The following is a 12,730-nucleotide window of genomic DNA, read 5'->3' as shown; positions in this document are numbered from 1 at the left end:
GAAGCCCCGGAGCGGCGATCACTGAATCCGGTCGAGCGCCTTGTAGTAGAGGCCGACCATCGGCAGGAACCAGGGCTTGCCGGAATAACCGGGAATGGACGGCCACTCGAGCCCCTTCAGCGGATTGCGGTCCTCGCGGCCGAGCATGGCATCGGCCATGATCATGCCAAGATGAGTGGACAGCTGCGCGCCGTGGCCGGAATAGCCCATCGCGTACCAGACCCCATCATGATAGCCGGCGCGCGGAAAGCGGTCCTTGGTCATGTCGACCAGCCCACCCCAGCAATAGTCGATCTCGACCTTGGCGAGTTGCGGAAAGATCGCGGCGAGGCCTGCCCGCAAGATCTGTCCGCTCCTGGCATCGGAGCGCTGGTCCGATGTCGCGGAGAAGCGTGCGCGGCCGCCGAAGATCAGGCGCTTGTCAGGCGAGACCCGGAAGTAGTTGCCGATGTTCATCGAGGTCACGCATGTCCTGTTGCCCGGCATGGTCGCGGCGATCTCGGCGTCGCTCAGCGGGCGCGTGGCGATGATGAAGCTGCCAACAGAGATGATCCTGCGGCGGAAATAATCGAAATTGGGTGTGGTGTAGGCGCCGGTCGCCACCAGCACATTGTCGGCGCTGATCTGGCCTCGGGAAGTGGTCAGCTCATGCCGCTTGCCAGCCTGCTTGCGGTCGGTCACCGCCGCATTCTCGTGGATGGCGGCGCCGTGGCGGGCGGCTGCAGTGGCAAGACCCGCCACATAGCGGCCCATATGCATCATGGCGCTCTTCTTCGACAGCATCGCGCCGTGGAAGGGCGAAGCGATCTCGGACTTGAGATCAGCCGCCGACAGCAGCGCCGTATCCGGATCCACCTCGGCATGGAGGGCTTCGAAGTTGCGGGCGATCGCATCAAAATGCTGCGGCTTGGAGGCGAGCTTCAGCTTGCCGGCGCGGCGGAAATTGCAATCGATGCCTTCCTCCGCGACCAGCGCCTCTATGGTGTCGACGGAATCGTCCAGTGCCCGGTAAAGCGCGATTGCGCGATCCTTGCCGAGTTCCGCCTTGGCGGAGAGGTAGCTGTGGGCGAGGCCGTTGTTGAGGTGCCCGCCGTTGCGCCCGGATGCGCCCCAGCCCACCCGCTCCGCCTCCAGCACGATCACCTTCGCGCCGGCCTTTGCCAGTCGGTGTGCGGCGGCAAGGCCGGTGAAGCCGCCGCCGATGATGGCGGCATCGTAGTGTCCCTCGACCGGGCCTTGCGCCCCGCCGGAAAAGACTGGGGCGGTGTCGTGCCAGTAGGAGACGAACTTCATTGGCAATCCGCCTGTTTCAGAGACCGACCACGCCTGCAAGACCCGAAATGTCCGATATCTCGACATAGCCATAGTACGGGTTGGCCGGTTCGTGGCCACGGTTGACCCATACCTTGTTTTTGATGCCGAGATCATGTGCCGACATCAGGTCGTAGCGGAACGAAGACGAGCAGTGAAGAACATCCTGCGGGCCGCAGCCCAGCCTGTCGAACATGTATTCGAAGGCCTTGAAACGGGGCTTGTAGGCCTGCGCTTGCTCAGCCGTGTAGACGGCATGGAACGGCGCACCGAGCTTATCGACATTGGACATGATCTGCGCATCCATCGCATTGGACAGGATGACCAGCGGAATCTCCCTGGCGACCTTCGCCAGGCCGGCCGGAACGTCGGCGTGAGGCCCCCAGGTCGGGACGCGCTCGTAGACCATCCTCGCGTCGTCGGCGTTGAAGGCAACACCGTTGCGCTTGCAGGTGCGCTCGAGCGCGTTGTGGATGACGTCGGCATACGGCTTCCAGTCGCCCATGATCTCGTCAAGCCGATAGGCCGAGAAGTTCTTGATGAACTCCTGCATGCGCGGTTCGTCGAGGCGGCTGCCGTAGAGGTCGCGCGCCGCTTCCGCCATCTGAAAAAAGGTCAACGTGCCATAGCAATCGAAGGTAATGTATTTGGGCCTGAAGGAAGCCATGTTCGTCGATCTCCGGTGGAAATACATCCGTGCAGGGATGTATTTCATCATAGGACGGCAGCCGGCGATCCACCTGACCGAAATCGCCCTCACGAAAGCAGAAAGTTCCGTATCCGCCATCTGGTTTGGCACGCTGTAGCATCTGGCTTGCCGATCGCGGCGCCGCGATCGGCGTGAAGCGCCTCCGCCGCGGACTGCGCCAGCACAAGATGCGGCACACCCCTCGCGCTACGGCGAAAGATACCGCCGAAGCCAGAGCCTTCAGATGATCTGAGGCGCGCCGATGGCCGAGACTTGGGCACTAGACGGAAGGATGCCTCATGCAGCAGGGCGACATCGAACTCCAGGCCTTCGGGCCCGACCATATCGAGGGAGCCGTAATGCTTTCTCGCCAGGAGAATTGGCCGCATCGCGCGCAGGATTGGCAGATGGCGCTGCAGCTCTCGAACGGTGCGGTCGCGCTTGACCATCAGGGCCGCGTCACCGGAACCATCCTGGTAACGCCCTACGGCACGGATTGCGCCATGATCAACATGGTGATCGTCGACAGGAATGTGCGGGGCAAGGGGGTCGGGCGCCGGCTCATGGAACAGGCCTTCGCCCTTGCCGAGGACCGCCCGCTACGGCTCGTCGCGACAGCGGACGGCATGCCTCTCTATGAAAAGCTCGGCTTCGTGCCGTCCGGTACGATCCGGCAACATCAGGGCAGCGTTGCCAGGCTTGGCGCGCCCGATGGCGTGGAAGCCGCAGGCATCGCCGATCTCCCGGAAATCAAGGCGCTGGACCGCGACGCCTACGGCGCCGACCGTGAAGCTTTGATCGATGCGCTGGCCGAGCGCGGGCAATTCGCCGTCATCCGCCGCGATGGCGCCATCGAGGCCTATGCCGCGATCCGCCCGTTCGGACGCGGCGAGGTGATCGGTCCGGTCATCGCGGGAAGCGCGGAGGCCGCCAAAGACCTGATCGGCTTCTTCGCCACGTCGCGTCTCGGCGCCTTCCTGCGCGTGGATACCGGCAGCGGGACCGGCATAGCCGGCTGGCTCGAGGAAATCGGCCTCGCCCATGTCGGCGGCGGCGTGGCCATGGACCGTCCGCCGAAGAATGACGTGGAACACGCCAGGCCAAAAGTTTACGCCCTCGCCAACCAGGCGCTAGGCTAGCCGGAGAACAACAATGCTCGCCAATTCCCTGATCGAACTCGATCGCGCTCATCTCATCCATCCGGTCTCTTCATACCGTGGTCATAAGGCGCTTGGCGTACGTGTGCTGAAATCAGCGAAGGGAGCGACCGTGACCGATGCCTCCGGCCGGCAGCTTCTCGACGGCTTCGCGGGGCTGTGGTGCGTCAATGCCGGCTACGGCCACGACAGCATCGTCGAGGCGGCGGCCAGGCAGATGCGCGAGCTTCCCTACGCCACCGCCTATTTCGACCTCGGTTCGGAGCCGGCCATTCGGCTCGCCTCGGAGCTGGCCGAGCGCGCGCCAGGCGACCTCAATCACGTCTTTTTCACGCTTGGCGGGTCGGACGCGGTCGACAGCACGATCCGTTTCGTCCGCTACTACTGGAATGCCAGGGGCGAGCCGCAACGCGACCAGTTCATTTCCATCGAGCAGGGTTATCACGGGTCGTCGGTGGTTGGCGCGGGCCTGACCGCCCTGCCTACCTTTCACGCCGGTTTTGGCATTCCCTTCGAATGGCAGCACAAGGTCCCCTCCCCCTATCCCTATCGCAACCCGGTGGGTGACAACGGGAGCGCGATCATCGCCGCATCGCTCGGCGCGCTGAAGGCGAAGATCGAGGCGATCGGTCCTGAGCGGGTTGCCGCCTTCTACGCCGAGCCGATCCAAGGTTCGGGCGGAGTAATCGTCCCGCCGAAAGGCTGGATCAAGGCGATGCGCGAGCTCTGCCGCGAGTATGGCATCCTGTTTATCGCCGACGAGGTCATCACTGGGTTCGGCCGCACCGGACCCCTGTTCGCCTGCACGGACGAAGAGATCATTCCCGACTTCATGACGACCGCGAAGGGGTTGACCTCGGGTTATGTTCCGATGGGCGCGGTATTCATGTCCGATCATGTCTATGACGTCATCGCCGATGCCGCGGGCAGCGCGACGGTCGGACATGGCTACACCTATTCCGCCCATCCCGTCAGCGCCGCAGTCGCACTCGAAGTCTTGAAACTCTACGAAGACGGCCTTCTGGAGAATGGTATCAAGGCCGGCGCCCGCCTGATGGCTGGACTGGCAAGCCTGAGCGACCATCCGTTGGTCGGCGAGGTACGCGGCCGCGGCATGCTTGCCGCGATCGAACTGGTGGTCGACAAACAGAAGAAGACACCGCTTCCGGCGTCGGCCATGCCGGCGCGGCGCATCTTCGACAGGGCCTGGGACAACGGCCTCATCATCCGTGCCTTTGCGCATGGGGTTCTCGGCTATGCACCGCCGCTCTGCTGCACCGACAGCGACATCGATGCGATCATCGAGCGCACGCGCCGGACCCTCGACCAGACGCTGGCCGATCCCGATGTCCGCCACGTGATGGCATGAAGGCGGCGAAATATGTCGTGTCTCGAAATATCGCCGGGGCAGACGATTTCGCAATTTTGTGCCGCCTCCTCACGCCTTTTCGGCGAATCCAGCGCGGGGGAAGTGCCAGACTGCTCATAAGACAAGGCCAGAAGGCCCGAATTTCAGAGCCTTCGAAAAAGACCGACGCCCCGGACAGCACGGAATTATGTTCTGTTCAACACATGCAATTCGGCCGCGCGCAGAGGAGAGCCAGGTTTGGCCAGGGACTTTAGCGAGTTCAAATACATGACCTTCGATGTCGTTGGCACGCTGATCGACTTCGAAGGCGGTATAACAACCTGCCTAGCCGCGATTGCCGCCGAAGCCGGCGTTTCCATCGATGGCGAAGCCGCACTGGCCTTGTATCGGCAGGCCCGCTACATGCCTGGTGCCGGGCTATTCCCCGACGATCTCGCACGTGTGTACATGCTCATTGCGCGGCGGCTCGGCCTGCCCGCCGAGGAAAAATATGGCGTACGGCTGCGGGATTCCGCCAGCATTTGGACAGGTTTCCCAGACAGCGCCGCAGCATTGGCGGACCTTGCGAAATCGCACAGATTGATCGCCATGACCAACGCCCGGCGCTGGGCGCTAGATCATTTTGAGAAACAACTGGGATCGCCCTTCTTCGCCACCTTCACGGCCGACGATACGGGCACGGAGAAACCAGACCCAGCATTTTTCCGGAAGGTCTTCGATTTCGTGGCCTCCAGGGGCGACAGCAAGGATGACATCCTGCATGTCGCGCAAAGCCAATATCACGATATCGGCATATCTCGCGCGCTTGGCTTGACCAATTGCTGGATCGAGCGTCGGCATGCCCAGAAGGGCTATGGCGGCACGATCGAGCCAGAGCGCTTCACCGTGCCCGACTACCACTTCACCTTGATGGCCGCGTTGGCGGCGGCCGTGCGGGAAAGCCTGAAGGAACGAAGCTGAGCCCAACCCCGGAAAAGCCGCAGCAAGACGAGCGAACCGGAAAAACAAACAGAAAGGGGAATGATATGACCGATAAGATCACGAACTGGACCGGTGCAGACGATGCCATGGTCGAAAACGCCATTCGGCGGGGCGCGAGCCGCCGCGAACTCCTCAAGATGTTGCTGGCCGGTGGAGCCGCGATTGCCGCGGGTAGCCTGGTGCTCGGCCGCGCCACGAATGCCGTCGCCGCCACGCCGGCTTCCGGCGGCAGTTTCAAGGCCGCCGGCTGGTCGTCCTCGACCGCCGACACGCTCGATCCGGCGAAGGCATCGCTCTCTACCGACTATGTCCGCTGCTGCTCGCTCTACAACCGCCTTACTTTCCTCGACAAGGACGGCGTCACGCAGATGGAACTGGCTGAAAGCTTCGACAGCAAGGACGCCAAGACCTGGACCGTGAAGCTGCGCAAGGGCGTCACCTTCCACGACGGCAAGGACCTCACTGCACAAGACGTTATCTACTCGCTGAAGCGCCATCTCGACAAATCGGTTGGCTCCAAGGTCGCCAAGATCGCCGCGCAGATGACTGGCTTCAAGGCGGTCGACAAATCGACCGTCGAAATCGCGCTTGCCGACCCGAATGCCGACCTCCCGACGATCCTGGCGCTGCATCACTTCATGATCGTCCAGGATGGCACCACCGACTTCTCCAAGGGCAACGGCACCGGCGCCTTCGTGCTGCAAACGTTCGAACCGGGCGTGCGGTCGGTCGTCACCAAGAACAAGAATTACTGGAAGTCGGGCAAGCCCTATCTCGACTCGTTCGAATTCATCGCCATCAGCGACGACAGCGCCCGCGTCAACGCTCTGCTTTCCGGTGACATCAACTTCGCCGCCTCGATCAATCCGCGCGCGATGAAGCTCATCGGCGGCCAGCAGGGCTTCGAATTGTCGAAGACGACCTCGGGCAACTACACGGACCTCAACATTCGGCTCGACATGGATCCGGGCAATAAGGCCGACTTCGTGGCCGGCATGAAATACCTCGTCAACCGCGAGCAGATCGTCAAATCGGCATTGCGCGGCCTTGGCGAAGTCGGCAACGACCAGCCCGTCTCGCCGGCGAACATCTTCCACAATGCCGACCTCAAGCCGAAGGCTTTCGACCCGGACAAGGCCAAGTTCCACTTCAAGAAGTCGGGCCTGCTCGGCCAGTCCATCCCAGTGGTCGCCTCCGATGCCGCGACCTCGTCCATCGACATGGCGACGATCATCCAGGCCGCCGGCGCGGACATCGGCATGAAGCTGGACGTCCAGCGCGTACCGTCCGACGGCTATTGGGACAATTATTGGCTCAAGGCGCCGATCCATTTCGGCAACATCAATCCACGCCCGACGCCGGACATTCTGTTCTCGCTCCTCTACGCCTCCAACGCGCCTTGGAACGAAAGCCAGTACAAGTCCGAGAAGTTCGACAAGCTGATGATCGAGGCGCGCGGCTCGCTCGACCAGGCCAAGCGCAAGGAAATCTACGGCCAGATGCAGACCATGGTCTCCGAGGAGGCCGGCACCATCATCCCGGCCTACATTTCCAACGTCGATGCCCTCTCCAGCAAGGTGAAGGGTTTGGAGGCGAACCCGCTCGGTGGCATGATGGGCTACGCAATGGCGGAATATCTCTGGCTTGAAGCCTGAGACGCGCCAGCCGGGGACCGGCCAACTGGTCCCCGGCACCACTTGCGCAACATGGCTTGGCCGAACGCAACCGCAGGAGCGCTTCCATGACATCTGGGGTTTTCAACCTCGTGCTGAAGCGGCTGGCAATCGCGGTCGTTACACTTCTGATCGTTCTGTTCGCCGTTTTTTTCGCCACCAGCATGCTGCCCGGTGACACCGCGTCGATCCTGCTTGGCCAGGCGGCTACCCCCGAGGCGGTTGCCGGCTTGCGCGAGGCCATGCATCTAAACGATCCGGCAATCCTGCGCTTCCTGCGCTGGCTTCTCGGCCTGTTGCACGGCGATCTCGGCACCTCCTACGCCAATGAAATGCCTGTCGCGGCGCTGATCGGCGGGCGCTTCGTCAACACCATGGAGCTTGCCGGCATCACCACGCTGCTCTCGGTACCGCTGGCGCTGACGCTGGGGATCACCTCTGCCATGTTGCGCGGTTCCCTCTACGACCGCACCGTCACTGTCCTTTCGATCGGCGTCATCTCCGTGCCGGAATTCATGGTCGCGACCCTCGCGGTCCTGCTTTTCGCCGTTTATCTCAAATGGCTGCCGGCGCTGTCCTCGGTCAACGAGGCGCATTCGCTGACCGACCTCGCACGCATCTATGCGATGCCGGTGATCACGCTGACCTTCGTCATCTCCGCTCAGATGATCCGCATGACCCGCGCCGCCGTGCTCGAAACGCTCTCCACCCCCTATGTCGAGATGGCGCTTCTCAAAGGCGCCTCGCGCAGCCGCATGGTGCTCAAGCACGCGCTTCCCAATGCACTCGGGCCGATCGTCAACGCGGTTGCGCTATCACTGTCTTATCTGGTCGGCGGCGTCATCATCGTGGAGACGATCTTCAACTATCCCGGCATCGCCAAGCTTATGGTCGATGCGGTCGCGACCCGCGACCTGCCGCTGATCCAGAGCTGCGCGACGATCTTCTGCCTCGGCTACCTCTTGCTCATCACGGTTGCCGACATCATCGCCATCATGTCCAACCCGAGGCTGAGGTGACGATGGCGCGCGCGGCAGCTTCCCGACGGTCCTTCCTAGGCCATAGCTACAATCTCGTGGGCGTCGTGGCCTCGCTGGTCATCGTGGCGTGGACACTGATCGCCATCTTCGCGCCTTCCATCACTCCCCATTCAATCGGCGACATCGTCGACGACGATTATTTCGGCCCGATGCGTCAGGGCCTGTGGCTCGGCTCAGACTATCTGGGACGCGACATGCTCTCGCGGGTGCTGATGGGCGCGCGCTACACCGTCGGCATATCGCTCGCCGCCGTCGTCATCGCCTGCTTCTCGGGCGTGGTACTGGGGATGATCGCGGCCGTCACCGGCGGATGGTTCGACAGCTGTCTCAGCCGCTTCCTCGACGCGATGAACTCCATCCCCAGCAAGCTGTTTGGCCTTGTGGTCGTCGCCGCGGTCGGCTCGTCGATCCCGGCGCTGATCATGACGCTCGCCGTCATCTATATCCCCGGCGCCTACCGTTTCGCGCGGGCGCTCGCCGTCAACATCAACACCATGGACTTCATGACTGTCGCTCGCGTCCGTGGCGAAAGCACCTTCTATCTCATCGGATCCGAAATCCTGCCCAACATCATCCGCCCGGTGCTGGCCGACTTCGGCCTGCGTTTCGTCTTCATCGTGCTCTTGCTCTCCGGCCTGTCCTTCCTCGGCCTCGGCCTGCAGCCGCCGCTCGCTGACTGGGGCGCGCTGGTGCGCGAGAACATCGGCGGCCTGCCCTTCGCGGCGCCCGCCGTCATCGTTCCGTCGCTGGCGATCGCCAGCCTCACCATCAGCGTCAACCTGCTGATCGACAACCTGCCGCAGAAGATCAGGGACAGGGACGCATGACCAATCTCGTCGAGGTCAGGAACTTGCAGATCGAGGCGACGACCGATGCCGGACGCGTCGTCGAAATCATCAAGGGCGTCAGCCTCGACATCGCCGATGGCGAAATCGTCGCCCTGATCGGCGAGAGCGGCTCCGGCAAGACGACGGTGGCGCTTTCGCTCATGGGCTATGCGCGACCTGGCTGCCGCATCACTGGCGGCGACATCAATGTCAACGGCAAGAACTTGGCGGCACTTTCCGAAAAGGAACGCGCCAGGTTGCGCGGCACCGTCATTGCCTACGTTCCGCAAAGTGCCGCGGCTTCCTTCAACCCCTCGTCCACCATTATGGAGCAGGTGATCGAGGTTACGCGCATCCACGGACTGATGTCCCCCGAGCAGGCGCGAAGGCGCGCGGTCAAACTGTTCAGGGCCTTGTCGCTGCCGGATCCGGAAGGAATCGGCGCGCGTTATCCGCACCAGGTTTCGGGCGGGCAATTGCAGCGGCTGTCGGCGGCCATGGCGCTCATCGGCGAGCCCAAGTTGATGATCTTCGACGAGCCGACGACGGCACTCGACGTGACGACACAGATCGACGTGCTAAAGGCCTTCAAGTCGGTCATGCGGGCAGGCGGGATAGCGGGTGTCTACGTTTCGCACGACCTCGCTGTCGTCGCCCAGATCGCCGACCGCATTGTTGTGCTCAAGGGCGGAGAAGTGCAGGAGACCGGCACCACGGCACAGATTCTTTCGGCTGCCCAGCACCCCTATACGCGCGAACTGCTGGCCGCCTTCGAACCGAAGCCGCGGCAAGCACATGCGGACACAGATGCCGCCGTGAAGCCGTTGCTGCGCATCGACAATGTGACGGCAGGTTATGGCGCGGTCCGCGATAACGGACTGCCACTCATTCGCGCTGTGGATTCCGTCAGCCTGGTCGTCGAGAAGGGGCGCAACCTCGGCATCATCGGCGAATCCGGCTGCGGAAAATCGACGCTCGCGCGCGTCATCGCCGGCATCCATCCGGCGGCGGCCGGTGACATCGTTTTCGACGGCAAGCAACTGGAGCGCGCCTCGGGGAAACGCAGCCAGGACCAGTTGCGCGAGATGCAGATCGTGTTCCAGTATGCCGATACCGCGCTCAATCCGGCCAAGGCTGTGGAGGACATCATTTCCCGGCCGCTGGCCTTCTATCACCGGCTGGACAGGCAGGCGCGCTCGAAGCGCGTCGATGAACTGCTCGACATGGTCCGCCTGCCCAGGACGCTGCGCTACCGTCGCCCGTCGGAGCTCTCGGGCGGCCAGAAGCAGCGCGTGAACTTCGCGCGCGCCCTGGCGGCCGGACCCAAGCTCATCATCTGCGACGAGATCACCTCGGCGCTCGACACAGTGGTGGCGGCCGCGGTAATCGAACTGCTCAAGGAGTTGCAGCGCGAGTTGGGCCTTTCCTACATTTTCATCAGCCACGACCTCTCGGTCGTCGAAGCGATCTGCGACGAAATCATGGTTATGTACAATGGCGAACGGGTGGAGCAGATCACGCCCGACAAGCTGAAGGCGCCCACCCACCCCTATTCCAAGCTTTTGTTCTCCTCCGTGCCTAAGCTCGATCCGACGTGGCTCGACGGCCTCGTCCGCGACCCCGAGTTGGTCAGCCAGTACGGCCATCGCTGACGAAACGGCAGCCTTACCTAGGAAACAGGCTGGGCAACGGTATATGCGCCTTGACGATGGGAGACTTCAGCACCACGAAGCTGAAATACTTGTCGATGCCGATATCCATGTCGGTCAGCCGCTCCATGATCGTCTGATACTCACCGATGCCGGCGGCCACGAACTTCATCAGATAGTCGTAGCCGCCCGACACGAGGTGGCACTCAATGACCTGGTCGATCTTCTCCACCACCGCGAGAAAGCGGGCAAAGTCCACCTGGCGATGGTTCTTCAAGGTGATTTCGGTGAACACGGTCAGCGTCTGGCCAAGCTTGCCGATATTGACCTGCGCGGAATAGCCTTCGATGTAGCCTTCCGACTGCAGTTTCTTGACCCGCATCAGGCACGGGCTCGGCGACAGATGCACCAGATCAGCCAGTTCCACATTGGTGATGCGGCCGTTCTTCTGCAATTCGTGTAGAATCTTGATATCGATCCGATCCAGTTTCACGCTCGTCTCCGCAGAACGCACGCCACAGCACAAAATGCTGCCTTGCTCATAGGCATTGACACTACCACAGCCCGCTGGCCTGTCCATCCAAGCGGACAGCGCTTTGAAACGCATCGGCTCCCGATTTCGACCGAGCTGCCGGAATAAAATTCTGCTTCGGCTTCAACTGCGGCAGCGGCTGCCTGCGCAACACGGTAGATTGGCACTTCAAGGCAGAGAGACCATGCGCGCACCATTGCAGCAAATCGAGACATCTGGCGACCTGCCACAGACCGCGGACGCGGTGGTGATCGGCGGCGGCATCGTCGGTGTCTTCGCGGCCTATTACCTGGCACGGCGCGGCATGAAGGTCGCGCTTGTCGAAAAGGGACGCATCGGCGCCGAGCAGTCCTCCAGGAATTGGGGATGGTGCCGGCAGCAGAACCGCGACGCCCGCGAGTTGCCTATGGCGACCCGCAGCCTCGATCTGTGGGACAGTTTTGCAGCGGAAACCGGCTTTCGCCGCTGCGGTCTGCTCTATCTCAGCAATGACGAGGCGGAACTGGCCGGCTGGGCGCGCTGGCGTGACTTCGCCAGGACGGCCGGCGTCACCACGCACATGCTCGACGGCGCCGGAGCCAGCGAGCGAGGCCGCGCCACGGGCCGGACCTGGAAGGGCGGCGTCTTCTCGCCGACCGACGGCACCGCCGATCCATCGCGGGCCACGCCCGCGGTCGCCCGGGCCATCCTTGAGCTTGGGAGCTCCGTGCACCAGAATTGCGCCGCGCGCGGTGTCGAGACCGAGGGCGGACGCCTGAGCGGCGTGGTCACCGAAAGTGGAACGATCCGGACCAAGGTGGCGGTGCTGGCCGGCGGCGCCTGGGCCTCCTCCTTTTGCCACCAATTCGGTTTCCGTTTTCCGCAGGCGTCGATCCGTTCCTCCATCCTGTCCGTATCGCCCGGCGCGGAGGGTCTGCCGGATGCGCTGCACACGGCGAATATCTCGGCCACGTGTCGTAGCGATGGCGGCTACACGCTCGCCATAAGCGGACGCGGGCGCGTGGACGTGACGCCGCAGCAGTTGCGCTTCTCGCCGCAATTCCTGCCCATGTTCCTGAAGCGCTGGCGCAGCCTCGCGCCTGGCGGCCTGCAAGGCATGCGCTCCGGCCACGAAACGCTCCGACGCTGGCGGCTCGACCGGCCGACGCCGATGGAGCGGATGCGTATTCTCGATCCGGCTCCGAACCAGGCGACCATCCGCCTGACCCACGCGCGAGCGCTCGAGCTGCTGCCGGCGCTGCGCCGGACCAGGATCAGCGCGGCCTGGGCCGGCTACATCGACAGCACGCCGGACGGCGTGCCTGCCATCGGCGAGATCGATACAGTTCCGGGTTTCTTCCTGGCTGCCGGGTTCTCTGGGCATGGCTTCGGCATCGGACCCGGCGCCGGGCATCTCGTCGCCGATCTGATGACCGGCTCCAAACCGATCGTCGATCCGCAATCCTATGATCCCAGGCGCTTCGACATTTCGGCCTGGGGGAAGGTTGCCGATTTCTAGATTTG

General features: G+C 63.0%; 12 protein-coding genes. 9 read left to right on the top strand and 3 right to left on the bottom strand.

From position 1 onward, the window contains the following. Positions 1 to 18 precede the first annotated feature (18 nt). Both NKI20_RS18265 and NKI20_RS18260 read right to left on the bottom strand, forming a co-directional pair. A complete protein-coding gene (locus tag NKI20_RS18265; protein ID WP_352832692.1) occupies positions 19 to 1,293 on the bottom strand; it encodes an NAD(P)/FAD-dependent oxidoreductase in 1,275 nt (424 codons plus the stop codon). Positions 1,294 to 1,309: 16 nt separating this feature from the next. Further along, a complete protein-coding gene (locus NKI20_RS18260; protein WP_352607107.1) occupies positions 1,310 to 1,978 on the bottom strand; it encodes a haloacid dehalogenase type II in 669 nt (222 codons plus the stop codon). Between NKI20_RS18260 and NKI20_RS18255 the strand changes: the two genes are divergently transcribed. From NKI20_RS18255 to NKI20_RS18220, 8 genes are all read left to right on the top strand, one after another. Next, entirely contained in the window at positions 1,977 to 2,117 is a 141-nt protein-coding gene (locus NKI20_RS18255) for a hypothetical protein (protein ID WP_352607105.1), read from the top strand. The genes NKI20_RS18260 and NKI20_RS18255 overlap by 2 nt on opposite strands. A 181-nt stretch (positions 2,118 to 2,298) precedes the next feature. After that, a complete protein-coding gene (locus NKI20_RS18250) occupies positions 2,299 to 3,138 on the top strand; it encodes a GNAT family N-acetyltransferase (RefSeq protein WP_352607103.1) in 840 nt (279 codons plus the stop codon). A 13-nt stretch (positions 3,139 to 3,151) separates the two neighbouring features. Continuing rightward, positions 3,152 to 4,525 (top strand): aspartate aminotransferase family protein, encoded by a 1,374-nt coding sequence (locus NKI20_RS18245; protein ID WP_352607101.1) that lies wholly within the window; start codon positions 3,152 to 3,154, stop codon positions 4,523 to 4,525. Between the two features lie 267 nt (positions 4,526 to 4,792). Beyond that, entirely contained in the window at positions 4,793 to 5,485 is a 693-nt protein-coding gene (locus NKI20_RS18240; protein WP_502898136.1) for an HAD-IA family hydrolase, read from the top strand. 65 nt (positions 5,486 to 5,550) lie between these two features. Beyond that, the gene (locus NKI20_RS18235) at positions 5,551 to 7,161 is read left to right on the top strand and encodes an ABC transporter substrate-binding protein (protein ID WP_352607098.1); all 1,611 of its coding nucleotides are present in this window, start codon (positions 5,551 to 5,553) and stop codon (positions 7,159 to 7,161) included. An 86-nt stretch (positions 7,162 to 7,247) separates the two neighbouring features. Next, on the top strand, positions 7,248 to 8,198 hold the full coding sequence (locus NKI20_RS18230) for an ABC transporter permease (RefSeq protein WP_352607096.1): 951 nt from the start codon (positions 7,248 to 7,250) through the stop codon (positions 8,196 to 8,198). Between the two features lie 2 nt (positions 8,199 to 8,200). After that, the gene (locus NKI20_RS18225) at positions 8,201 to 9,046 is read left to right on the top strand and encodes an ABC transporter permease (protein WP_352607094.1); all 846 of its coding nucleotides are present in this window, start codon (positions 8,201 to 8,203) and stop codon (positions 9,044 to 9,046) included. After that, positions 9,043 to 10,698, top strand: coding sequence for an ABC transporter ATP-binding protein (locus tag NKI20_RS18220; protein WP_352832682.1), 1,656 nt, complete (start codon positions 9,043 to 9,045; stop codon positions 10,696 to 10,698). Before NKI20_RS18225 ends, NKI20_RS18220 begins: the two co-directional genes overlap by 4 nt. Before the next feature lie 13 nt (positions 10,699 to 10,711). Here the strand turns inward: NKI20_RS18220 and NKI20_RS18215 are convergent, their stop codons facing one another. Then, entirely contained in the window at positions 10,712 to 11,188 is a 477-nt protein-coding gene (locus NKI20_RS18215) for an Lrp/AsnC family transcriptional regulator (protein WP_352607090.1), read from the bottom strand. 223 nt (positions 11,189 to 11,411) lie between these two features. Here NKI20_RS18215 and NKI20_RS18210 point away from each other — a divergent pair, with 223 nt between their 5' ends. After that, complete coding sequence (locus NKI20_RS18210) at positions 11,412 to 12,725, top strand: NAD(P)/FAD-dependent oxidoreductase (protein WP_352832678.1); 1,314 nt, start codon at positions 11,412 to 11,414, stop codon at positions 12,723 to 12,725. Positions 12,726 to 12,730: the final 5 nt, after the last annotated feature.

This window comes from Mesorhizobium sp. M0830, assembly GCF_040319965.1.
Classification (GTDB): domain Bacteria; phylum Pseudomonadota; class Alphaproteobacteria; order Rhizobiales; family Rhizobiaceae; genus Mesorhizobium.
The sequence above is the reverse complement of the archived record's forward strand: the minus strand, read 5'-3'. Positions and strand labels throughout refer to the sequence as shown.

Bases quoted from the DNA above. Each gene is read 5' to 3' on its own strand.
- NKI20_RS18240 (WP_502898136.1), top strand. From the start codon at position 4,793: ATGACCTTCGATGTCGTTGGCACGCTGATCGACTTCGAAGGCGGTATA.
- NKI20_RS18245 (WP_352607101.1), top strand. From the start codon at position 3,152: ATGCTCGCCAATTCCCTGATCGAACTCGATCGCGCTCATCTCATCCAT.
- NKI20_RS18210 (WP_352832678.1), top strand. From the start codon at position 11,412: ATGCGCGCACCATTGCAGCAAATCGAGACATCTGGCGACCTGCCACAG.
- NKI20_RS18225 (WP_352607094.1), top strand. From the start codon at position 8,201: ATGGCGCGCGCGGCAGCTTCCCGACGGTCCTTCCTAGGCCATAGCTAC.
- NKI20_RS18260 (WP_352607107.1), bottom strand. From the start codon at position 1,978: ATGGCTTCCTTCAGGCCCAAATACATTACCTTCGATTGCTATGGCACG.
- NKI20_RS18250 (WP_352607103.1), top strand. From the start codon at position 2,299: ATGCAGCAGGGCGACATCGAACTCCAGGCCTTCGGGCCCGACCATATC.
- NKI20_RS18265 (WP_352832692.1), bottom strand. From the start codon at position 1,293: ATGAAGTTCGTCTCCTACTGGCACGACACCGCCCCAGTCTTTTCCGGC.
- NKI20_RS18235 (WP_352607098.1), top strand. From the start codon at position 5,551: ATGACCGATAAGATCACGAACTGGACCGGTGCAGACGATGCCATGGTC.
- NKI20_RS18230 (WP_352607096.1), top strand. From the start codon at position 7,248: ATGACATCTGGGGTTTTCAACCTCGTGCTGAAGCGGCTGGCAATCGCG.
- NKI20_RS18220 (WP_352832682.1), top strand. From the start codon at position 9,043: ATGACCAATCTCGTCGAGGTCAGGAACTTGCAGATCGAGGCGACGACC.
- NKI20_RS18255 (WP_352607105.1), top strand. From the start codon at position 1,977: ATGTTCGTCGATCTCCGGTGGAAATACATCCGTGCAGGGATGTATTTC.